This is a genomic window from Sphingomonas sp. NFX23, from assembly GCF_049887795.1.
Taxonomy (GTDB): domain Bacteria; phylum Pseudomonadota; class Alphaproteobacteria; order Sphingomonadales; family Sphingomonadaceae; genus Sphingomonas.
The window spans coordinates 143,333-166,316 of sequence record NZ_JAGEKH010000009.1 but is presented as its reverse complement, the minus strand read 5'-3'; the positions used below and the strand labels follow the sequence as shown (position 1 = coordinate 166,316).

General features: G+C 62.0%; 20 protein-coding genes and 2 pseudogenes. 4 read left to right on the top strand and 18 right to left on the bottom strand.

Translation table 11 applies throughout. The features are described 5' to 3' along the window. Positions 1 to 325 precede the first annotated feature (325 nt). The 9 genes from J4O76_RS21830 to J4O76_RS21790 all read right to left on the bottom strand — a co-directional run bounded on the left by J4O76_RS21830 (position 326) and on the right by J4O76_RS21790 (position 10,629). Positions 326 to 463: a hypothetical protein gene (locus J4O76_RS21830; RefSeq protein ID WP_426284187.1), complete on the bottom strand. Its 138-nt coding sequence runs from the start codon at positions 461 to 463 to the stop codon at positions 326 to 328. 302 nt (positions 464 to 765) lie between these two features. Continuing rightward, positions 766 to 1,935 (bottom strand): IS110 family transposase, encoded by a 1,170-nt coding sequence (locus J4O76_RS21825; protein ID WP_426284185.1) that lies wholly within the window; start codon positions 1,933 to 1,935, stop codon positions 766 to 768. A gap of 64 nt (positions 1,936 to 1,999) precedes the next feature. Beyond that, positions 2,000 to 3,241: an IS1182 family transposase gene (locus J4O76_RS21820; protein ID WP_426284184.1), complete on the bottom strand. Its 1,242-nt coding sequence runs from the start codon at positions 3,239 to 3,241 to the stop codon at positions 2,000 to 2,002. Between the two features lie 390 nt (positions 3,242 to 3,631). Next, positions 3,632 to 3,931: a hypothetical protein gene (locus tag J4O76_RS21815; protein WP_426284182.1), complete on the bottom strand. Its 300-nt coding sequence runs from the start codon at positions 3,929 to 3,931 to the stop codon at positions 3,632 to 3,634. Positions 3,932 to 3,966: 35 nt separating this feature from the next. Further along, on the bottom strand, positions 3,967 to 4,857 hold the full coding sequence (locus J4O76_RS21810; protein WP_426284181.1) for an SDR family NAD(P)-dependent oxidoreductase: 891 nt from the start codon (positions 4,855 to 4,857) through the stop codon (positions 3,967 to 3,969). Between the two features lie 15 nt (positions 4,858 to 4,872). Further along, positions 4,873 to 6,441: a class I adenylate-forming enzyme family protein gene (locus J4O76_RS21805; protein WP_426284180.1), complete on the bottom strand. Its 1,569-nt coding sequence runs from the start codon at positions 6,439 to 6,441 to the stop codon at positions 4,873 to 4,875. Between the two features lie 10 nt (positions 6,442 to 6,451). After that, entirely contained in the window at positions 6,452 to 7,819 is a 1,368-nt protein-coding gene (locus J4O76_RS21800) for an MFS transporter (RefSeq protein ID WP_426284178.1), read from the bottom strand. After that, positions 7,816 to 9,744, bottom strand: coding sequence for a cellulase family glycosylhydrolase (locus J4O76_RS21795; protein ID WP_426284177.1), 1,929 nt, complete (start codon positions 9,742 to 9,744; stop codon positions 7,816 to 7,818). The genes J4O76_RS21800 and J4O76_RS21795 overlap by 4 nt, the downstream gene beginning before the upstream one ends. 204 nt (positions 9,745 to 9,948) lie before the next feature. Next, positions 9,949 to 10,629, bottom strand: coding sequence for a TetR/AcrR family transcriptional regulator (locus J4O76_RS21790; protein ID WP_426284175.1), 681 nt, complete (start codon positions 10,627 to 10,629; stop codon positions 9,949 to 9,951). A gap of 274 nt (positions 10,630 to 10,903) precedes the next feature. Between J4O76_RS21790 and J4O76_RS21785 the strand changes: the two genes are divergently transcribed. From J4O76_RS21785 to J4O76_RS21775, 3 genes are all read left to right on the top strand, one after another. Next, positions 10,904 to 13,282: a TonB-dependent receptor gene (locus J4O76_RS21785; protein WP_426284173.1), complete on the top strand. Its 2,379-nt coding sequence runs from the start codon at positions 10,904 to 10,906 to the stop codon at positions 13,280 to 13,282. Between the two features lie 77 nt (positions 13,283 to 13,359). Further along, entirely contained in the window at positions 13,360 to 14,343 is a 984-nt protein-coding gene (locus J4O76_RS21780) for an alpha/beta hydrolase fold domain-containing protein (RefSeq protein WP_426284172.1), read from the top strand. Positions 14,344 to 14,347: 4 nt separating this feature from the next. Continuing rightward, a complete protein-coding gene (locus J4O76_RS21775; protein ID WP_426284171.1) occupies positions 14,348 to 15,175 on the top strand; it encodes a lysophospholipase in 828 nt (275 codons plus the stop codon). On the opposite strand, the gene J4O76_RS21770 is transcribed toward J4O76_RS21775, so the two are convergent. From J4O76_RS21770 to J4O76_RS21740, 7 genes and pseudogenes are all read right to left on the bottom strand, one after another. Next, a complete protein-coding gene (locus J4O76_RS21770; RefSeq protein WP_426284170.1) occupies positions 15,172 to 15,327 on the bottom strand; it encodes a hypothetical protein in 156 nt (51 codons plus the stop codon). The two genes, J4O76_RS21775 and J4O76_RS21770, sit on opposite strands and share 4 nt — an antisense overlap. An 87-nt stretch (positions 15,328 to 15,414) precedes the next feature. Continuing rightward, positions 15,415 to 15,603 (bottom strand): annotated as a pseudogene (locus J4O76_RS21765) (type VI secretion protein ImpB); the annotation flags it as partial. Between the two features lie 5 nt (positions 15,604 to 15,608). Further along, positions 15,609 to 16,004: a LexA family protein gene (locus tag J4O76_RS21760; RefSeq protein WP_426284200.1), complete on the bottom strand. Its 396-nt coding sequence runs from the start codon at positions 16,002 to 16,004 to the stop codon at positions 15,609 to 15,611. A gap of 102 nt (positions 16,005 to 16,106) precedes the next feature. After that, positions 16,107 to 17,206, bottom strand: a protein-coding gene (locus tag J4O76_RS21755; protein ID WP_426284169.1) for an IS3 family transposase whose coding sequence is annotated in 2 segments (ribosomal slippage) — positions 16,107 to 16,954 and positions 16,954 to 17,206 — 1,101 coding nt in all. Because the reading frame shifts where the segments join, the coding sequence is not laid out codon by codon here. A 109-nt stretch (positions 17,207 to 17,315) separates the two neighbouring features. Beyond that, positions 17,316 to 17,750, bottom strand: a pseudogene (locus J4O76_RS21750) (transposase); the annotation flags it as partial. 12 nt (positions 17,751 to 17,762) lie between these two features. Further along, a complete protein-coding gene (locus tag J4O76_RS21745; protein ID WP_426284167.1) occupies positions 17,763 to 17,972 on the bottom strand; it encodes a transposase in 210 nt (69 codons plus the stop codon). Between the two features lie 161 nt (positions 17,973 to 18,133). Continuing rightward, positions 18,134 to 18,691 (bottom strand): hypothetical protein, encoded by a 558-nt coding sequence (locus J4O76_RS21740; protein WP_426284165.1) that lies wholly within the window; start codon positions 18,689 to 18,691, stop codon positions 18,134 to 18,136. Between the two features lie 153 nt (positions 18,692 to 18,844). Between J4O76_RS21740 and J4O76_RS21735 the strand changes: the two genes are divergently transcribed. Next, positions 18,845 to 19,258: a LysR substrate-binding domain-containing protein gene (locus tag J4O76_RS21735; RefSeq protein ID WP_426284199.1), complete on the top strand. Its 414-nt coding sequence runs from the start codon at positions 18,845 to 18,847 to the stop codon at positions 19,256 to 19,258. Between the two features lie 91 nt (positions 19,259 to 19,349). Here J4O76_RS21735 and J4O76_RS21730 read toward each other — a convergent pair. Then, positions 19,350 to 20,107, bottom strand: a protein-coding gene (locus tag J4O76_RS21730; protein ID WP_426284164.1) for an IS5 family transposase whose coding sequence is annotated in 2 segments (ribosomal slippage) — positions 19,350 to 19,774 and positions 19,774 to 20,107 — 759 coding nt in all. Because the reading frame shifts where the segments join, the coding sequence is not laid out codon by codon here. Between the two features lie 265 nt (positions 20,108 to 20,372). Beyond that, a complete protein-coding gene (locus tag J4O76_RS21725) occupies positions 20,373 to 22,850 on the bottom strand; it encodes a DEAD/DEAH box helicase family protein (protein ID WP_426284163.1) in 2,478 nt (825 codons plus the stop codon). Between the last annotated feature and the right edge of the window lie 134 nt (positions 22,851 to 22,984).

Below are 22,984 nucleotides of genomic sequence, written 5' to 3'. Positions count from 1 at the left end.
CGTAGGGCGGTGAGCCCCGTGGTCATAATCGCCCTTTTGGGTCATGCTGATATGGTGACGTATACCGCTTCTCAAATCTCTCGATGGTGCGGTTTCAAGAAGCATTTTGTCATTCCCGCTTCTCGATCCCAATGGGAATGCCGAAGCCTTCTCGCTGGCAGGTCGAGAGTGTCCGAAAACGCGACGCGAGATGGTTGGGCTGGAACGTGCGCGGGGGGGAATTGCACAATCTCGGGCATTTGCTGACTTTTGCGCTCCGGTGACGGCCAAATTGGCTCTGGGACGGTCATTCCCGCGGTCGTGACGGGAGATATGGTCGCCTGGATCAGGCCTGCACCGCCCGGATCAGCCCCGGCACGTCGATGAGAGTGATGGCGCGTCTGAGATTGTAGGCCAATGCCGTCAGGCTGAACTCGGCGCGGACCTTTTCTAGCCCGCGCATGAGGAAAGCGCCCTGGTTCATCCACTGCTCACATGAGGAATGAGGGGCCAAGGTTTCACCGACGCATAAGGCTTCTCCATTAAAGTGGCGGAGTGCAGGTTCGAGCCTATTGTCGACACGGTCCGTTCAGCCGGCCCGGTCCAACTCACATACGGTCCTCCGCGTCTTGCTCGGGTACCATTATCCCGCGTTCGGCGGGTCAGGCTCAGGTGGACGATACCATTCTTAATCCCGGCTATTTGACAGCCATACAATGGACCGGTCGTCCGCCTGCATCCGTCAGGACGTGATCAGGTCCTGAGGATCCGGTTGGAGGGGATGGATCAGGGCTTGCTCATGACGGCCCCCTCGATGACGACGCCTGCGGTGACAAATTTCAACAGAGCGACGAGCAGTTTGCGCGCCAGCGCGACGATAGCCCGCTGCTTCTGACGGCCACCATTGAGCGTGACGCGTTGCTGGAACCAGCGGCTCAGCGACGAGTCCGACTGGTGCCGCAACCATAGCCATGCGATCTGGATCATGGTCGTTCGCAACCTCGGATTTCCCGCCTTGGATACGCCCTGATCATGGTTGATCATGCCGCTTTGCCATGGCGTCGGCGCCAGGCCAGCATAGGCTGCTACCTGTCGTCGGTTGTCGAATTGGCGGAAAAGACCCTCGGACCACAACACCGCCGCAAATTCCGGCCCGATGCCCTTCAGGGTGCGCAGCATCACAGGCGGAGGGGTCGGGGCATCGGCCTTTTCTTCCTCGATCATGGCGTCGCGCTCGACCTCTATCTTGCGGATCTGCTCCATTACCAGTTCCAGCCTTTCCAGCTCGCGTTCGATCAAGGCACGAAGGTGTGGTGGCAGAGGCCGTCCGTCGCCGGTCGTCAGGGTCGCCAAGCTGGTATGCCGATCACGATGCCTGGGTTCATAATCGCCGATACCCTGCGAGAAGAGTAGGCCCTTGATTCGATTGACGTGCAGTGTCCGTTCGGTGACCAGCGTTTTGCGCTCCCGGATCAAGCGTCGCCGATCTTCGTCCCGCGGTGTTGGTGCCCGCACCATCGCACAGACCCGGGGCTCACCACGCTTGTAGGCCATCAACGCGCGCAACAATGCCTCGCCGTCGATCCGGTCGGTCTTCACGCGCCGTCGGTGACGCGACACCGCGATGGAGGCAGGGGCGACCACATGGCTCTCGACGCCCGCAGCCTCGAGCGAGCGGTGTATCCAGAACCCGTCTAGACCAGCCTCCTGGATCGCAATGACCGGGTAATCCATGCCGGTCCGCTCACGGGCTTTTCCACGCAGACCCTGCAGAAGGGAGAACAGGCCGGCCAGGTCGCTTGCCACGATCATGTGTTTCGGCATCTTCTCACCGCCGCCCGGTGACAGCGACGTGATCAGCCACTTGGACCGCGATAATTCCAACGATACGAAAATGGCACCCAACTGCCAATGAATGGCGGCCGGGTTTTCATGCAATTGTGCTTCCAACGACATGGTATCCTCCGAAGAACTGGGTTCGCTACCGTACTCTGGCAGAGCGCTGGTCGCAGTCCATTCCTCATGGGATCTTGATCGAACCGAACGGGTGCTCGACGGTGGATTTGCGGATGACGAGGATGCCGGGGCGCTTTGCCAGGCGTGCCGCCATGCGCTCGATGACCGCCTCGTGCTCCCCGCGGTTGATGCGCCGCCAGCGCCCCGTGGTGCAGCGCGCCTTGATCTGGCAGCTCGCACAGGCGGCGGGGCTCGAATACTGAACCGACAGATGCCCGCGCGTCACCGAAGCATAGCGGGTGTCCAGCACCTGGCCGCCAGGGCAGTGATAGGCGTCAGCCTCGGGATCGTAGCGGAACCGCTCCTTGGCGAAGAGGCCGTTGCCGATGGCGGTACCGCGACGCGGGCGGGGAATGTACGGCGTGATGCCCGCCGTCTCGCACGCGACGATATCGTCGCCCGAATGATACCCCATATCGGCGACCGCATCGATACGCCCGACCCCGAGTGCATCCATGGCGGCACCGGCGGTGGGCGCCAACAGACCCATGTCGTTGCAGGCATTGGTGACGTGCTGCTCGACGATCAGGCTATGTTTCGCGTCGACCGCCACCTGCGCGTTGTAGCCGACCGTGACCTTCGAATGCGCGACCATGAGGCGGGCGTCGGGATCGGTGAGCGAAAGCTGTCCTTCGCCGCTGTTCTCCAACTGGCCCAGCAGCGCTGCGCTGGCCTGACGCTGCTCTCGCAGCCGGGCGATCTTGGTCGCCAGCGCGTCGCCGCGACCGGTGCCGGCAGCATCCTCACCGCGGTCGATCTGGTCCAGTTCCGCCAGATACCGCTCCAGTCGCGCGTCGGTCGCAGCAAGGTACGTCGCCAGTCGCTCGCGGCTGAAGTTGCGCGCCCGGCTGTTCACCGCCTTCAGCCGCGTCCCGTCCACCGCCAGCAGCTCGCGCCCGAACAGGTCGAGCTTGCGACACAGCAGCACGAAGGCGCGGAACACTGCCTTGAACGCAGCCCGATTATCTCGACGGAAGTCGGCGATGGTCCGAAAGTCCGGCCGCATCCCGCGCAGCAACCAGATCAGTTCGAGATTGCGGGTCGCCTCCGCCGCCAGGCGCCGGCTCGACCGCACCCGGTTCAAGTACCCGTACAGGTAGAGCTTGAGCATGTCGGCCGGATCGTAACCGGGCCGCCCCGTCGCCTTCGGTCGCGACCGCATGAAACCGGCACCGCTCAGATCGAGGTCGTCGACGAACCGCACCGGGTTGTCCGCTGCCACATAATCCTCGACCGATGCCGGCATCAGCAGCGCTTAATCCCGAGAATGTCCCTCGATATACGCCATGCCCGCAGCTTACACCGCTCCGGCCAAGCGTGGAATCTAGAACGGCGTTTTCGGACACTCTCCCATCCCAATCGGGAAGGGCGGGATTGGCAGAAAGCGGTTATGTTGGACGCTTCACGTCTTGGCCGAACTGGAGGATGTATCCATAAGCTGGCTAAGGAGGCGATCAGGGGTATGCGCATTGAGCATCTGACCAACTGGTTGGCAGAGCAATGGGTGACGGGTGCGGCCTGCATCGCGGGTGCTTTGGTCGCCGTATTACCGCTGATAGCCCGTTGGAAGCAGTCGGCCGGATATTACGACAGATGGGAAGCGCCGATTTAGGTATCACCGGCGCTTCCAACACCTTTAGGCGGTCTTCTTACCCGTAAGCGGGAAGGAGCCGAAAGCGCCTGTATCGACGGTGCCGCTGATCGTCTCGCCGTCGATCGTCGCCTTGCACTCGAGCGTCAGCGGCATCGGCACAGTGATCGGCTGCTTCCAGGCGATCGCATTGCCGTCGACCGAACCGACGACATCGGACGATCCCATTGCGCCGGCGCTGGTGCCGGTGAAGGTCGAGCCATCGACGATGATCGTCAGGGTCATGTCCTGATTGCCCATCGGGGTGTTCGCCACCAGGGCGTAGGTGCCGTTTAGATCGCTCATATCATATTCTCCTTGAGTAAACTGGTGTCGGCGAATTAGGTTTGGCTCGCCGCCTGCGACGCGGCCGTAACCTCGCACTGGATCTGGGCGCCGCCCGCGTCTGGCACGGTCTCGCCGGTGCGGTCGGCGATCTCGTCCCACCGCGCCGCAACCTGCTCCGCAGCATCGTCACCAGCACCGATATAGACGCCCGGCGTCAGTGTGATGAAGGCGCGCTCGAAACTGCCGGCGCCCGCGCATAGGATCGCGCGGGTCGGTGCGTCGTCGCAAACGAGCTTGATGAGGCCGGGGCTGACTCGTTCGGGAACCAGCAGTGCCTTCATCGGAGGCGGCAACAGCGCGTCCGTCATTGCAGTCGCTGCGGTCGGCGCCAGGCAGTTCACGCGGATGTCGTTTTTCGCCCCCTCAATGGCGAGCGTCTGCATGAGGCCGACCAGCGCCATCTTGGCCGCACCGTAGTTCGCCTGCCCGAAATTGCCGTACAGCCCCGACGACGAGGTCGTCATCACAATGCGGCCGTAACCCTGTTCGCGCATCAGGCCCCATACCGCCTGCGTGCAGATCGCCGCGCCCATCAGATGGACGTCGATCACGTCACGGAAGTCCTTGAGGCTCATCTTCGCGAATGAAGAATCGCGCAAAATGCCGGCATTGTTCACCAGAATGTGGACACCGCCCCAACGCTCCCGAGCCGCCTCGACCATCGCAGCAACCTGCGCCTCGTCGGTCACCGAGCCGCGCGCCGCCAGTGCCTCGCCGCCCGCCGCCCCGATCTCAGCCGCTACTCGGTCCGCTGCCTCGCCGATGTCGTTGACCACGACCCTTGCACCGTGACGCGCGAGCAGCAGCGCATGCGCGCGCCCCAGCCCGGCCCCTGCGCCGGTCACGATCGCGACCCGTCCGTTCAGTTCCATGTCGTTCTCCATCGATAATCGGTGTGGTCAGGCCGCATCGAAGCGGTCGCGCAGGTCGCGCTTCAGCACCTTGCCGATGGCATTGCGCGGCAGCTCGGGCACGGCTTCAGCGCCCGACAGACGCTGTGTCTTGCCGACGCGTTCGTTGACCCAAGCGACCAGCGCGGCAGGCTCGATCCCGTCGTTCCGCGGCACATAGAAGGCATAGGGCGTCTCGCCCCACGCCTCGGACGGCACGCCTACTACGGCGATGTCCGCGATTGCGGGATGTTCGCTCGCGACGCTTTCAAGATCGGGAGGATAGATGTTGAACCCGCCAGAGATAATCATGTCCTTGGTCCGGCCGAGCAGAGTCAGGAACCCCTCCTCGTCGAACCGGCCCAGATCGCCGTGTCGAATGAAGCGGTTTCCTTCCGCGTCGTGCCAAGCCGCCTCGTCGGTCGCGTCGGCGCGCCCGTGATAGCCCTTCATCATCATGCCCGATCGCCCAACGATCTCGCCGATCGCGCCCACGGGCAGCTCGTTGCCATTATCGTCGATGATACGGATATCGTTGCCCGGTGCCGGTCGACCAACGGTGTGCAGCTTGTCCGGTCGATCGTGCGCTGGCAGCAGGCAGGTGCCCCCGCCCTCGGTCATCGCGTAGATTTCCAGCAATCCACCCGGCCAGCGTCGAACGATATCCGCCTTCAGATCGGCCGAGAACGGTGCACTGGTAGATGTCTTGAGCCGAAAAGAGGACAAGTCGAACCGATCGAAATCCTCATCCGCCATGATCCGCTGATACTGGACCGGGACCAGCATCGCGTGCGTCGCGCGCTCGCGCTCCGCCAGCTCGAGGAACCGGCGCGCATCGAACTTGCCGAGCAGTACCGCGGTCCCGCCGAGCGCGAGGGTGGGGAGCAGGCTGACCAGAGTGGTATTGGAATAGAGCGGCGTCGAGACCATCATCACGGCATCCGTCATGCCGAACATCGCGTAGGAGACGATCTGGCTCCATCGCATCTGATAGGTATGGACGATGCCCTTAGGGGTGCCCGTGGTGCCCGACGAGTAGATGATGTTGAAACTGTCCGTGGGATCGATCGCAACGTCGAACGTCACCTCGCCGGTTGCCGGCGCCCACGCCTCCAAACCATCCAGCTCCACGATGCTGGCGGGATCGGTGAGCAAGATCGATGCGGCGTCCCCGTCCACGAAAACGCGTGCTGCACCACAATCGGCGATCATCCGGCGAAGCTGATCGGGTGTCGACGATGGCGCGATCGGCGCCGGCACGCAGCCCGCGCGCAGCGCGCCGAGAAATGCCGTCACCGCCGGGATCGTGGTCGCGGACACGATTGCCACCACGTCACCCTTCATCAGCCCGTCGCGATGCAACGCGGTGGCGATCCGATCGAGGAGAGCGTCGAGATCGCCGTAAGAGATCGCGCGATCTTCCTGAACGACCGCGCGGCGCTCCGGGGCCGCCTTTGCATGCCCTCTTATCAGTTGAGCTACGGTGCCGAAGCCATGCTGAAATGCGCTCGCTACCGTTAGAGCGGGTAGTCGCGTATCCTCATCGGCGCGTGAGGCGAGATCGTTCGTGTTGAGCATCGGGATATCCCTATTGCGGCAGGCGGGCACGGCGTCGCCCAAGGACGCGCACGATGCGCCGGTGCGTTTGTTGATCGAGGGGATAGAAGGCGATCACGGCCGCGGCCGCGACGAGCAGAATTGCTGGCAACACGATCATCAGGAAACGCATCGAAGCCAACGTCGCCGGGGTCTGTGCCACATTGGCCGTGTAGCCGATCGCTGACAGGGCCTCGCCGAGCCCGGCTGCCGCCAGACCGAGACTCGCCTTCTGAATAAGTGACACAAGCCCGAACACCGCGCCTTCCGCGCGCACGCCCGAGCGCCATTCGCCAAACTCGACGGTATCCGGGATCATGGACCAGAAGCCGAGATAGCTGGCACCGGCGCCGGCGCCGACGAGGATCAATACCGGCAGGACGTTCGAGGGTGTCTCCGGAATTACCCAGAGCAGGACGGAGCCGACGACGCCCACCACCGATCCGGTCAGCCACATCGTCCGCTTCGATGTTCGCTTGCTCAACCACGTCCAAGCCGGGATCGACACCATCACCGACGCAGCAAGAATGCCCAGCGCTGGACTGATGAGATCCTCGCGACCGAGTTGGTATTTGAAGAAGTATGGCAGCGTTTTCTGGAAAAACGTCTGTCCTACAGCACCGAGCAGCATGGCTGCACTGACCAGCCAGAATGCCCGGTTCGAAGACAGCATACGGATCATCTCGCCGACCGCGGGGCGCGGTTCGTCTTCCAGGACCGGTGCCTCGCGAGTCGCGGTAAAGACGAAGATGAGAATGGCCGTGGCGAGCGCACCATAGAGGACCGCGGTCCAGAAGAACCCCGTCTGACCCCCGCCGAACGCCGTAACCAGCTTGAGGGTCGCGACTGCTCCGAACAGACCCGCGGCTGCGCCTGCGACCATGCGGATGCCGGCGAGTACGCCACGTTCCGCGCTGTCACGCGTGAGCACGGCGGACATGGCGAGGAAAGGCATGCCGACCACGGCGAACATCGTGCGGAACAGGATGTGGGTAGCGGCTGCGAAGAGCACGAGCGCCGACCCGCCGAGCGTCGTGGGGAGAAACATGAGTGCCCACGATGCTGCAAGTGGCAACGCCCCCAGAAGGACATAGGGACGGTAACGTCCCCACCGCGTTCGCGTTCGGCTTGCGATGTAGCCGATCCAGGGATCAAAGATCGCGTCCCAGATCAACGCGCCTGCGAACACCCACCCGGCGACGGCAGGCGTAAGGCCCAGCACATCGGTATAGTAGAACAGCAGGAAGAGGCTGGCAGTGGTGAAGAACAGATTGAACGCGAAATCGCCGATGCCATAGCCGACCCGGCCACCCCAACTGAGGTGAGGGCTTGGGAGCAGAACGCTCGAACGCCCCGTCATCGCCGTTCGACCCGGATCGACAGGAGACCCGCTGCCGTCGTCAGAACCGCAAACGTCTGATCGCCGACCTCGGTCTTCGCGCCATCCGTCACATCAGAACCAAAGCCATCGGGATATTGGAGCTTCGGAACATAGATTTCGGTCGGAGCCTGGATAGACGGATCGACATCGACCCGAGCCTCGAACACCCCGCTCTCGCGATCGAACCGCTGGCTGACGATCGTGCCCTGCGCTTTTCGGACGTAGGGGCGGCAGAACCCTTCGATGCCGCGGCCACCGGAGTCCGGGTCGTCCGGATCCGTTGCCTGATCGACCGACCAGATAGATAGATCTTCCTGGTTCCATCCGTCGCCGATCATCGGATCGTTGCCGTTCGAAACGGTGTAATTCCACTGGGTCGAGGACAGGAGTCCGCGATCGATCGCGTTGTACATCAGCGTGAGCGCAGTGGATTGCGCGTGCCAAATCGAAGGATCGCGCTCTCCCGCGGCCCAGCGGGCATACGCTTCCGCGCCGTTCATGTCGTATTGGATGCCGCACTCGCCGAGCAGTGTCGGCGACCCCCTGCCACCGTTGAGTACCGACGCAGCCGCCGCGATACGGGACATTTCGTCGGCGTAGCCGTCTTCGATCTCGGAGGGGCTATGACGCTCCTCGCCCGTGAGCACATGCTTCAGATAGTCAGGTGCGAACCGCTTCGTCACAAGCGAGCTGATGTCGTACCAATGGCTCGCGTTGACGGTCCGGTCCGGTGCGTCGGTGGGGAATCCATGCCCCTTGATGAGGTCGAAGGGATCGACCTCGGCGAAGAGTAACCAGTCCGGTCGAACCGCGCGGATCGTGTCGCCAGCGGCACGGAAGAACGGCGCCATATAGTCGCGGTTGATCTCGATCTCGCGATCGCCGACGCGCTGAAAGTGGTTCTCGATGAGCGCAACCGGCTTGCCGTCGACGATGTCCCAGACGCCGGCGTCACGAAACGGATCGGTGCGACCAGGCAGCCAGATGGAAGTGCCGGCCTCGTTGAACCGCTCGGAACCCACGACGCCCTGCCCCGGCGCGACGACCGGAAGTTCGCGTGTAGACCCTGCGGCCAAGGCGAGCCCATCGAGCACCGACCATATGGGGCCACGGTAGCGCACGACAGGGGCGCTCAGCGCCGCGCCGATATATCCGGAACTGGGTTCATTGAGCGTGTCGAACCCGATGACATGATCGAGATGCGCGACCCTCTCGGCCACGGCGCGCATCGCGCCGAAATAATGATCCTGCAGATACGTCTGGACGTTCCGGCCCTCGACCTTGAGCCCAGGCGCAAGATCCGCGCCCGCGAAGAACAGGGACCACATGATCCCGTTAGCCGGACGGGCGTAGTTTCCGCTCCAGCTCATGACGGGATAGCTGTCCTGACGTCCTCCGACGGCAGGGTCATAACGCGCCTGCATCAGGTGCGCGGCACCTGTTTCGGCGAACTTGCTGAAATCGAGGCCGGCCGCCTCGAAGGTCCACCCCGGCGCCCCATCGCCGCCCGACATTCGCGACCATGCGTCTTGATGGAAGTCGACGAAGGTGTGGAGACCATGCTGCCCGGCGCGGCGACAGACCTCGGCAAGATAGTCGAGGTACGCCTCGTCATAAGCCCCGGGACCGGCGTGTTCGACCGCCTCCCAAGTGGTCAGCAGGCGCAGGCAGTTGAAGCCCCAATGCCGCAGCCGGGCGAGGTGCCCGTCGATCTCAGCGAGGGGTGCGGGACGCCCCACGAAACTGACATCGCGATGCTCGGCAAAGTCCGTTGGAATGTGCGTCCGCCCATCAGGTGCAAAGGGCACCTTGGTATCGCCACCCAGGTTGACCCCCCGCAGGATCACATGCCGCTGAGCGGCGTCACGGAAGGTCGTGCCGCGAATATCGATCTTGCCGGTCAATGGATCATCCTCCTGCCCGGTTTCGTGGAACCGGTGGTGCTGTGTGTTCGGAATTTTTCGGGAGCCGGCGTGGACGTCCCCGGTCAGACCCGGACGCGATCGATCGCGCGGCTACGCGTATGGCGCGACCGTCCGACATGTGCTGAGCATGATCGTCGTCGGTAGCCTGCCGCCGCAACTTGAGAGGGCAGCAGAGGTTCGGTTCTACGGGGCCATCGAAGAATGGGATGCCTGCTCGACGAGCATTCCCGAGGCGATAGCGCCTTCGATCAGCCTGCGAAGATATCCGACGGACCGCTTTATCTCGGCCGGGTCCGACACGAGAACCTGCGCGATGGACAGACCGCGGATCGCCCAGACCAGCAGGCGCATGCCGGCAAGCGTATCGGCCTCGTCTCCCGCACCGAAACGCAGGTGCATCCCCGCCAATGCTCTTTCCTCGATCCGCGCCTGCATCGGTCCGACGAGCGCGGCCAGTTCCGGATCGCTGCGCGACGCCTGGAGGATTTCCAGCACGGCAAGGCCGGACGGCTTGCTGAGCACCTCCCACAGCAACTCGGGCCAGTCCGACATGCGCGTACCGCGGTGATCGAGGCCTTCCAGTTCCTGATATTCGCGATGCTCGCGCTCGTAGACCGCGCTGATGACATCCGCCATCAACTGCGACCGACCACCGAAGTGATGGGTAATCAGCGCGCGGCTCCAGCCGGCCTCTTCGGCAATGGCCGCTGTCGTCGCACCCACATAGCCCGACCGATGTAGAACAGTGATGGCAGCGTCGATCAGCGTTGCGCGAGCCTCGGCAGTCCGTTCCGGCTGGGTGCGTCTCGAAGGGCTTTTGGTCTTGGGAGGCTTTGCAGCCGAGTTTTCGCTCGCGTTCGACATTGCGGCCTACTCTATCCGAACACTCCGCCGCTTTGAAAGCGAGGGATGTCCATTGGTCGCCAGAAGGTATGAAGGCGACGCTGCGATCAGCCGTCAGCCGCTCGAAACCCTGCCAAGGGGGTAAGGGCCGATTTCCGGTGGCAAGCCGACATGCTCGCCCACCAGCGACCATCCAATCCTCTCCAACTTACTTTCTGTCTTGACAGGAAGTTAGATTATCCAGATGTCGGCCGCAACGGAAAAAATATCCGGCCGAATACGAAGGAGAGGATCGATGAAGCGCATTGCCGTCCTGACCGCTGTCAGCTTGTTGTCATTGGCCACGGCCGTTCAGGCCCAAACGGCCCCGGCAGTGCCTGGGGCGACGCGCGATCCTGCCGATGCGGACGGTCGCCAGACCTCTCCGAGCGCCTCGACCGAGACGGCATCGGCAACATCCGATTCATCGACCGTTGGCGACATCGTCGTCACTGCGCAGCGGCGCACCGAGAACCTGCGCGACGTGCCGATCGCAATCACCGTCGTTAGCGGTGACTCGATCCGTGAAACCGGTGCGGTACAGCTTTCGGACATCACGCAGCGGGTTCCGAGCCTCCAATTCACGCCCGTGCCGGGCACACCGACCTTCTCGGTCCGCGGGATCGGGACGAACTCGTTCGACTATGGCGTCGAGTCCGCGGTCGGATTGGCGATCGACGATGTGAACATCACTCTGCCGCGGCTGAATCCGGTCAATTCGCTTGCCGACGTCGAGCGCGTCGAGGTGTTGCGCGGCCCACAAGGTCTGCTGTTCGGCAAGAACACGACGGCGGGTCTCATCTCGGTCACCACCAAGCGCCCACAACTCGGTGTCTACAGCAACGAAGGCCGACTGCAGGTCGGCAGCCGCAACCAGATCCAGGTGTACGACGTCATCAACGTGCCGCTCGGCGAGAACGCCGCACTGCGCGTCCGTGGTGGATATCAGTATCAGGAGCCCGTCCTGCGCGTCCGCGGCCCCGGAAGCATCGAAGACACGCGCAACTACAACTTCAACGGCAAGCTGCTGTGGAACATCACCGATCGGCTGACTGCCTATGCAATCGCCGACTATCAGAACAACCGCGGCGATCCCGGTGTCTGGACGATCCGCTCTTTCGGGGCGGGGACGTTTGCTCCGGCCGCCGGCAACACCTTCGTGCGGACTCAGCTCACGGCATTGGGCATCGTACCGGGGCCGAACAACCGGGACACAGGCATCGGCGCCTATAACGCCACCGACATCCACTCTTTCGGAGGTCAGCTCACCCTCGATTATGACGTTGGCGGCGCCACCTTCACCTCTGTGACGGCCTACCGGGATGCCATCCAGACGTTCAACAACCTCGAGGTCGATAGTACGCCGCTGCGCGTATACGACAACAATCTCGGCAAGCAGGATGCTCACCAGTTCACACAGGAACTGCGCGTGGCATCGTCGGGAACGCACTTCCTGAATTACGTCGCCGGTCTCTATTATTATCAGCAGTCGGTCGACGCGAGCAATGCACAGTACGGAACCTTAGGGTTCCTGCCCAATGCGTCGCCCGTTCTCCTGTCGCAGATCGGGGGTCAGGTCGGCTACGACCTCGACAACAAGAGCTACGCCGCGTTCGCCCAGCTCACGCTCAATCTGACGGATCGGCTACGTTTGATCGGGGGCGGACGCTACACCCGGGACGAGATCGAGAACACGACGACGGTATCGGCCGTGCCGGGCGTGTGTTCGGTAAGCCTCGCGCTGACGGGTGGCGTCGTGTGTCAGCCCAGGGCACTCCCGTACTCGGTTTCTGCGGCGCGCAATGCCGATGGTTGGTCGGCGCGTGCTGGCGTGCAGTACGATCTCGCCGAACGGACGAACGTCTACGCAACCTATTCGCGCGGCTACAAGGGACCGGCGATCAGCTCGATCAATGCGAACCTCTACGCGGTCGATCCGGAGACCGTGAACGCCTATGAGGTCGGCTTGAAGACCGACTTGCTCGATCGCCGCGTGAGCCTGAATCTCGCAGCCTTCTACAACAAGTTCAGGAACTTCCAAGCGCAGGTGTTCGATCCGACCGTTCCGCCCCAGGGGGTGTTCCGGACCGGCAACGCTGGCGAGCTGCGAACGAAGGGCATCGAGGCGGAAGCCATTCTGCGCCCGGCGAAGGGCTTCAGCATTTCGGGAGGTGTGACGTACCTCGACACCGAATTCCGCGACTATTTCCCGCCGTGCTATGCCGGACAGACCGCAGCGCAGGGATGCACGCTGCCGGGACCGAGCTTCGATGCTTCGGGCAAGCGCCTGCCGACCGCGCCGAAATGGACGACCAGCCTTGCCGCTGCCTACGAAACGAACATCTCGTCGTCGGCCAAGGTCTTCGCCAACGCCGACTGGTCCTATCGTAGCAACCAGTTCTTCATCGTCGGAAATCCCGGCACCGTGCAGAACGGCTATTCCCTAGTGAACGGTACGATCGGCGTGGGCGATCCCGATGGCAAAGTCCGCGTCAGTGTCTTCGTGCGCAATCTGTTCGACAAGCGTTATGCCGCGGTGATCTTCCCGAGCTATTTCGATACCGGCGGCTTCTCGCAAATCCTGCCCGACAACGCGTTCCGGCGTATCGGCGCGGCTCTGGAATGGCGCTTCTGATCGGCTCTCCAACCTATAGAGGCGGCATCTGCCGCCTCTTTTTTGTGAATGCGCCTGACCCGGATGAAGGATCGACGATGCAGTTGAGCACACCTCAGAAGATTTTGGCAGCCACCAGTGGGGGCGTTGCGCTCGCGGTCGGCGCGCTCGCGGTCGCGGCCGGCCGCGAGAAGGTCAGCCGGCGTGGCTGGCTCGTCGCCAATGTTCTTGTTCCCGCACTATACGGCAAGCGTGGCGGCGGTCTCGACGTCTTCTATCAACGGATCGCCCAGGATCGGGCGAACGGTCCGGCGCTGCCGTCCGCGAAGATCCAATCCAACTACGTGTTCACCGATGTGACGATCGCGGGAATACGCAGCTTTCGGTTACGGTCGAAGGACGTCCCATCGCCGGGAAAGCGTATTCTCTACCTTCATGGCGGTGCGTACGTTTTCGACCTGATGGCGTCGCAATGGCCGATCGTAACAGGACTCGTCGACCGGACCGATGCCGAGGTCGTGGCGCCGATCTATCCCTTGGCACCGGAACATCAGGCGGAAGCCGGATTGGCTTCCGTCGAGGCGGTTTATCGATCGCTCGTCGACGAAGTCGGTGCTGGGAACATCGTCATCGCAGGCGACTCTGCCGGGGGCGGGCTCGCTTTGGCGCTCGCGCATCGCCTGCGCGAGGCGAAGGTGGCGGCGCCAGGTGCGCTGATCCTCTACTTCCCATGGCTCGATGCGTCTGTCAGCGGTCCCGAGCAGCCCGATCTTGAGCGGATCGATCCCGTCTTGTCGATCGACCAGTTGCGGGAAGCGGGTCGAAAGTGGTCCGGCGACCAGGCCGACGATCATAGAGCCAGCCCATTGTTCGCCGATCATGCCGGACTGCCACCGGTGCTGGTTCTGGTGGGAACGAAGGATCTGCTGCTTTCCGACGCTCGCCGTTTCTCGGCGTCGCATCATGCGGCGGTTCTGCAGGAATTCCCCGGGATGTTTCACGGCTTCGTCTGCGCGCCCATTCCCGAGGCGAAGCGGGCGCTGGATGAGAGCGCTGCATTCATCGCCGCCAGCATCGGCTAGCGCCATGATCGAAGCGGTAGCCGAAGCCTGGGATATCGGGACCGGCGTCAGCGGTTATCGTTGGCGCGCCCCGAATGCCCATGCGTCCCTTTTGCTGCAGCACGGCTACGCCGAATATGCCGGGCGCTTCGTGACGCGTTACAGCCGGCTCATTCCCCATCTGGTCGACGCCGGATTCGACGTTCACGCTTTCGATATGCGCGGCCACGGAGCGTCTCCGGGCGCGCGCGGGGCGGCCGACATCGAGCGGGCGGTTCAAGACCATCTAGCCGCGCGACACATGCTCGAAGGCAGCAAGCCTACCTTCCTGTTCGGGCACTCGCTCGGCGGGCTCGTCACCGCCGCGAGCGTTGCGCGCGACCAACGCCAGGTGGCCGGGGTCATTCTCAGTGCACCTGCGCTGTTACTGGCGGCACCGCCGGCAATGCGGCTGATCGCCAAGGGGCTCGCATGGGTGGCTCCGACGTTGGGGATCGTCCCACCGCAGGCAGCGACCGGGATTTCGCGTGATCCTGCCGAGGTCCGGCTGTTCGAGCATGATCCGCAAATCTACCGCGGCAAGATGCCTGCCCGCTTGGGTGTCAGTGCTCTTGAAGTCGCGAACGATACTTGGCCACGATACCGCGATTGGACGGTGCCGACGCTGACACTTCATGGCACGGACGATACCTACACCGATCCTAAGGGGAGCGTTCTGTTCCACGCGCTGATCCGCTCGACGGTCAAGGAACGCGCATCGATTCAAGACGGTCGTCACGAACTGCTGAATGACCTCGGCCATGATGAGGTCCTCGATATCATTCTGTCCTGGCTTCGACGCATCGTCGGCTAGGTGTAGCGGCCTACCATGATACCAAGGTATTTACGGATTTGGCGGGTGCGGGGTTTCGACCCGACAGCCTTCATCGTCTCGGTAGCCTCCCGCTCGGTCGGATAGACGAGATCCAGCCATCGGTTACGGACAGCCGAGTAAAAAAACTTCATGAGCCGGCATGATCGCCGTCGTTCCGTTTCGGACCCGATACCCTTCCAAACTCAGACCGCTTTCTACCCCAAAGCCTGCGTAGGTGCGAGCCGGTCGCGTATCTTGAAGACCGGCTCGCCCATCCGGATGTGCAGCGCCTTCGCTTCCTCGCTCCGCGCGACCGCGCAGCCGTCGTTGTTCGACAGGACGATGACAGGCACACCCCGCAGGTTGGGATCGAACAGCCGCTCTGCACTGACGTAGAAGTTGGAAACGTCGACGATCGCCCACGACATACGGCCTAGCGCCGGTAATCGCGGACGCTGATCCGCACGACGCCCCATATCTCTACGCCGTCGGCCGAGGTCGGCTCATAGGACTGCTGACTGTTGCGGGCCTCGAGGCAGGCGGCACCGCGGCGCCGGACGGGCTGGCGGCAGACGAACCCGCCGCCGACGATCGCGATCACGATATGCCCTTCTGCCGGGCGCGTATCCCGATCGACCACAACGACGTCGTTATCATGGATTCCGGCCTCGACCATGCTGCTGCCGCTGATCCGGAACACGAAGCTCGCCGCCCGATCGAGCCGTAGCAGCTCGATCAGGCTTATTGCGTCATCCTGCCAGTCCTGGGCAGGGCTTGGAAAGCCGGCGCCTGCCGCACCGACGATGCGTAGATGAATCCCCTTCGGCACCTTGAGCTGCCCCCTTCTGAGTGGTCCATCGACTATGACAGTCTGGATCAAGGTTGAGGGTCCCCCGGTTTCTCATCCAACCTGAAGGTGAGTTTCCGGCGTTCATTCGGCCGCCTTGGCAGCCGCTGCAGCAGCATATTCGACCGGCGTCATCCAGCCAAGCGATGTGTGAGGGCGGCTCTCGTTATAGTCCCGTCGCCAGGCCTCGATCTTGGCTCGAGCGTCCGCGATGGATAGGAACCAATGTGCGTTCAGGCACTCGTCACGAAGGCGACCGTTGAACGACTCTACGAACGCATTGTCGGTTGGTTTGCCCGGTCTGCTGAAGTCCAGCGTGACGCCGTTCTCGTATGCCCAGCGGTCGAGAGCCTTTGAGATGAACTCCGGCCCATTGTCCACGCGAATGGTCTTGGGCGCGCCGCGGGTCGACGAGATCCGTGCCATCGCCTCGACCACCTGCTCGCCCTTGATCCCCTGGTCGACGTCGATCGCCAGCGCTTCGCGCGTGAAGGCGTCGACCACGGTCAGCGCTCGTAACCGCCGACCGTCGAACAGGGCGTCCGAGACGAAATCCATTGACCACATCTCGTTCGCCGCCAGCGCCGCTGGTTGCCGCTCGCGGTTGGCAGCGCTGACGTTGCGCCGGGGCTTCTTGAGCCGAAGGCTCAGTCCATCATCACGGTAGAGCCGGTAGACGCGTTTGTGGTTCACGACCCATCCTTCCCTGCGCAGCAGGATGTAGATCCGGAAATAGCCATAGCGCGTTCGCGTCGCCGCCAGATCACGGATGCGCATCACCAGCGGCGTCTGATCCGGCTTGTGCGAGATGTAGCGCACCGACGACCGCTCGACGCCCAGCGCCGAGCAACTGCGCCGTTCGCTCACTGCATGGGACGCCTGGACGTGCGCGACGAGCTCGCGCCGTCGTCCAGGCGTCAGAGCTTTTTTGCCAGGACGTCCTGCAGGATGTGCTTGTCCAGACTCAGGTCGGCAACCAGCTGCTTCAGCTGCCGGTTCTCATCCTCGAGCTGCTTCAGGCGCCTCAATTCGCCGACACCCAGACCGCCGTACACCTTCTTCCAACGATAGAACGTCTGCTCCGAAATCCCCATCCGCCGGATGACTTCGGCCACCGGTGTGCCGGTCTCCGCCTGCTTCAGCGCGAAGGCAATCTGCTCGTCTGTGTACCTAGATTTCTTCATTTCCAGCTCCTTGCCCGAAGGCTTCTCAAGGCCGGAAAACTCTCGCTCAAAATGGACTAAAAAACAGGGGGGACGTCAAGGTGAGCGAGATCTGCCCTTCGCCACTTTCCTAAAGCTGATCGAGCAGCGCCGAACTGGCCTGGCGCTGTTCGCGCAATTTGGCGACCTTCGTCTTCAGCGCGTCGGCACGGCCGGTGCCGGCACCATCCTCGCCGCGGTCGATCTGATCCAGCTCGGCCAGGTAGCGCTCCAGTCTAGCGTCGGCCGAGGCGAGATAGGTCGCCAAGCGCTCGCGGCTGAAGTTGCGCGCCCGGCCGTTCACTGCCTTCAGCCGCGTGCCGTCTACCGCCAGCAGGTCGCGTCCGAACAAATCCAGCTTGCGGCACAGCAGGACGAACGCGCGGAACACCGCCTTGAACCCGGCCCAGTTGTCGCGCCGGAAGTCGGCGATGGTCCGGAAGTCCGGTCGCACCCCGCGCAGCAACCAGATCAGCTCGAGATTGCGGGTCGCTTCCGCTGCTAGGCGCCGGCTTGAGCGTACCCGGTTGAGGTAGCCTTACAGATACAGCTTGAGCATGTCGGCCGGATCGTAACCGGGACGCCCCGTCGCCTTCGGCTGCGTCCGCTGAAAACCCGCGCTACCCAGATCGAGGTCGTTGACGAAGGCGTCGATGAACCGCACCGGGTTGTCAGCCGCCACATAGTCGTCGACCGACGCTGGCAGCAGCAGCGCCTGGTTCCGGGCATGACCTTCGATATATGCCATGGCCGCAGGCTACACCGACCCGGTACGCCGTGGAATCCATAACGCCGTTTTCGGACGGTCTGCATCCCCAAAAAGGGAATGTATCAGAACAATCCGCTTTCTACGCTATGCCATGCCGCTGCCGCGCACCGCCGCAGGTCATGGCGGCGGTGCGCACTCCGTCAGCGACGGGTGCAGATCGGGCGACCCTCGGGTGAGAGAAGCGGTTCGGTCCGCACCCTACCGTCGCGCGCCGTCCCCTGGTATACAGCGCAGCTGCGCGCGTCGTATTCTATCCGAGCGTTGCGATACTTCAGCCGGGCATCGACTTTTTGGAACGCGATCGTTTCCGCGCTCGGCAGCATGTCGTTGCCGTAGCTGCGTTCCACACCGCGACGATCGAGCTCGACATCGATGGCGGCCAGCGTGCGTTCGTAGGAGGCCAACTCGGCGGCACTGATGAAGCCCTGCTGACGCGACAGACGGGTCATGCTTGCCTGCGTACGCGAGACTTGCCGACGCAGCGCCGTGGCACGGGTCCGGGTTATCTTGCCGCCGCGCTGTGCCGTGGTGATCCTGGCGTCCGTGGTTTCGATCCGCGCCTTCAGATCGGCTGTGGCGCGGAGATTGTCGGCTCGCTGCGTTGACGTTCCCTCTCGCTGCGCAGAGGCTTGCGCCTGCAAACCGGCGACTACGGCCAGCGCCGCGAGGATCGGAACCGTCGCTTTACGAAAACTCATCAAATCTCTCGTTCTGATTGTCGGGAATAAGACGTGACGCGATCGGGCGCCCATCGTTCCCTTACACCTTGTTCATGACGCCGGCGTGAACTGATGGTGCCATGCACTTCTTTCCGAGACGGCCCAAGCTTGGGCACGCTTTAGGACAGCTCGCTGATTGCGCGACGGCTATCTACCGTCCGGCGCGTTCTCGTCGCGTCGCCGCGCTATCTGTCGACGGCCGGCACCCCGCTGATGCCGGCCGATCTCGCCGTCCATCGCGCGATCGTGACCAGCCGGGCGCCCGACGTCTGGTATCTGGCGGACAACTGGCATTGCGAGGTCCGATGGGCGATCGCCGCGGGTAACATGCTGGTGACGCATGAGCTTGCCCGGCTGGATCAAGGGATCGCCCTGCTGCCGGACTTCCTGGTCCGCGATGATCTACGCAGTGGCGCTCCTGTCACGGTGCTGAACGACCATGCGGACGATCGGGCGACTGCATGGATCGTGACCAGTCCCCAGCTTTACCGCTCAGCCGCTGTCAAAGCGGTGATCGAACACATTGCGGGTGAGCCGGAGGAGTAATCCTACACTACCGATTAGCTCCTCATAAATTTGCGGTGCCGTTTGGTAGGGTGCCGTATGGTCTTCCTTGGTTAGGGTCAGGACTCACTGATTAGAGCCAGAAGATGACGGTTGCCGCGAGCGCAACGGCCGAGAAGAAGGCGGTTGGGCATCGATCGTAGCGGGTGGCGACCCGGCGCCAGTCTTTGAGGCGGCCAAACATGATCTCTATGCGGCTGCGGCGCCGGTAGCGGCGCTTGTCGTATTTGACCGGCTCGTTGCGGGATTTGCGACCCGGGATGCAGGGCTGAATGCCCTTGGCCTGAAGAGCGTCCCTGAACCAATCCGCGTCGTAGCCGCGATCACCGAGCAGCCACTGCGCTTTTGGTAGGTCGTCCAGCAGCGCTGCCGCGCCAGTGTAGTCGCTGACTTGCCCGGCGGTCATGAAGAAGCTCAAGGGGCGCCCGTTTGCATCGGCAACGGCATGGAGCTTGGTGTTCATGCCACCTTTGGTGCGGCCGATCAGGCGGCCAAGATCCCCTTTTTAACCCGCAGGCTCGAAGCCGTGCGGTGCGCCTTCAGGTAGGTGGCGTCGATCATGACCGTTCCTGGCTCCGCGCCTGCGCTCGCCAACCCCTCCATCATGCGCGTGAACACACCAGCCTCGCCCCATCGCTTCCAGCGGTTATGCAGCGTCTTGTGCGGACCGTAGGCGCTGGGTGCATCTCGCCAGCGCAGCCCGTTGCGGTTGACGAACACGATGCCGCTCAGCACCCGACGGTCGTCCACTCGAGGCTTGCCGTGGCTCCTGGGGAAGAACGGCTGCAGCCGCTCCATCTGCTCATACGTCAGCCAAAACAGGTCGCTCATTCCGATCTCCTTGCGGAGCCTGAATCAGATCGCGACACTCACATCAATGGGTCCTGACCCTAGGGCCTCAGGCGGACCAATGGGCCAATCTGAGGCAAATTTTTGACGTCATCTTCCAGCGCAAATCAGACCGGCTAGAGTAAGAGCGCTGAGGGTATGCTCGAAACGAACCGGGCTAATCACTTGGGGTGTAGGAGGTGGCAAGGTCCGCAGAAACGTGTTGATATGAATGTCGCCGATCGCAATGGATCGGCGACAAAGTACCCTATTTCCCCTTTGTAGTGAATTCGCTGACGAAGGAGTCTGCCGTCAAACCAAAATGGGTCAGCTGCTTGGCAACAGTCTTTGCATCCGCGAAGCCATTCGCCTCACTGATTGCACGGGCATAACCCCGCAACCGGTCCTTTAGCTTATCCAGCTTTTCAATCGTGATGATACGAGCATCGGGGTGAAGCGTCGCCGCGTTCTCCGGCGTGATCTTTTGATGAACCATCACAGGGGTGGCCGAGGAAGACTGGTCGTATTGCTTTCCAAACCAGATCATTGATCCAGTAAGCTGATTGCAATCATGCTTGCTGATCGCCTTTGCGCTAGTCGCACCACTTTTGCATTCGATCACAATATATTCGAGCCCTCCAAGTGACCATAGGTTGTCAGGACCCTTACCGTAATCATCCTCGGGCATCTGAGAGCCAAAACCTAAAAATTGACCAAGATCACGCATGGCTCTTTCAAACCGCTTTGTTTGAGGTTCTCCCCAAGCGAGCGCCTCGACTAGCGCGTTGACCCATAAAATAAGGTCATTTTTTTCAAGAAAGCGCTTCATAGCGGCAGTAGCTGCTACGGCCTGACTGTCGCGCGGGGCATCGAGCTTATTATACGTGATACCCTGTAGCGGCCTGACAAGTGCTCGATTCATTTCTACAGCAGAGAGTTGTATCTCTTGTGCTTCGCTTGGATTGCTGTGGTGGACGTACTCGGCGAGCTGTTGCTTTAGATACCCTTTAGCGCGACGTTCACTGACGCTTCCGACAGCTTGTTGCGCCAGTGCCTTCGCCTTGTCGAAGCGCTTCAGGCGCGCTGCATCGAAGGCTTGACGAAGGAAAACCGTCGCGGGCTCAACATGGCCGGGTTCTGCCTCATCTGCGTTCACGATCGCGTCCTTGCTAGTTTCAACCCAGCCCTCGGCTTTCGAGAGACACAGATCCATTACCTCTTCCAACTCTGCTAACGGCTTGCCGCGAATTTGTTCAGTAACGTCCTTTCCAAGCTTCAATTGAGCGCGCGTCGCAGGAGAAAATAACGCGCTGGCTTCCGGATTATGGATACGCTGAGTCAAGCGCGAGCCGATCAGCAAAACGACGCAATGATCCTCACTCGACCGTACCCCACGACCCATGCCCTGCTCGATGCGTTGGATTTGGCGGACGAGCTGCCGGCGGGTTTCGTTAAGCGCCATCTGCTCGGCACGGCCTAAGAGGCCTTCCACCTCAGGGATGCCATCTATGATTAAGATTTCGCAGGCCTTGGCCGGAAGATCAACGCCGTCGTATTTATTGATAAATACGGTTATGCCGACGTGGCCTTTACGTAGCCGCTCGGCGCCAGCCTCTATTGAGTCCTTATCAAGCGTCTGATCGGCTACATCTGACCAGTATTTTGCCCGCTCCTTGGAGGGCACAATCACGCAGACATTAACTTGCTTCGACCGGCGATGAGCCATCTCTTTAATCTCATCGACCGTGATGTCTGGATTGATTTCTTGCGGCGCCAAGATCATTCGATCGCCAATATCTCCGCCGCCCTTGGGGCGGATGGGGTGAACGACCTCTTCTGGATCGGCCTGAAAATGGGAAACCAAGATACCGTCGTCCGCCAACGTTGCGGTCATATAGATGTGACGGGCGGCGTCGGTGAACGCAGGAATGTTGTCGATCGGCAGATAGCGGGGCGCAATCTCGAGGTGCCCACCGCCAAATGCGGCCTGGCATAGGGGAAGGACGTCGCGGACAAGTGGCCAGGGCCACTTCAGATCGTCGTCGTACCGGTGCGGGTGCAATATCGCGCTGGCCTGCTTGTTCTTATCCTTCCATGCCCAGAACGGCACTGTCATGACGGCCGTTGGATCGTCCGCTCGCACGTCGAGTAGCAACTGATCAGACTGCTGTTCGAGGTCCTCGGCAAAAAGGTCCAGCAGTGGCGTGTAGGCAGGATGATTGGCATCCAACTTGATCCGGAACTGATCGGCGACAGTGGCAAGACAGGCGTGCGCGTCGTCAATCACCACCGAGCCTATCCGGACCTTGCTCCCGCCTTGGCCTACCCCGAACGACGATTTGCCGTTGAACAACTTCCATACGTTGATGATCAGAATAGCGTCACCTGCCAGAAACGCCGCGTCTGTGAGGTCCTCTGTCACCGTGATGCCGAGGTCCGCAGCCTCTGCAACAGCTTGGGTGATGAGGAAATTGTCCGGTACTACATAAACAGCCGGTCCCTTGCCCTCATTTAGGCAGCTTTGCAGACAAAGAAGCCCGACAACGGTTTTCCCTGAGCCTGTGTTCATCTTCAAAGTCACGCTTTGCTGCTGCCGGGCAGCGTACCAACCATCTAGGACATCGCCTTGCTCATCGGATGGGCGCTTGAACCGGTTATTGCGCTTTAGCGTCGTGAAAATCTTCCGGGGGTCAGTCTGCTTCTTTAAGGAGTTGCTTGCTTTAAGCTTGTTCAAATCCAATGCCACAAATTATCCCCTATTAATGCAATGTCTATCGGGTCACCGGTCGCTTGCTGTGCCTAGAGCGGATTTGGCAGAAAATCCTTAAGATCAGAAGGGCGTTTTCGAGGTGCTGCGCAGCTTCCGGTCGCTTAATGGCA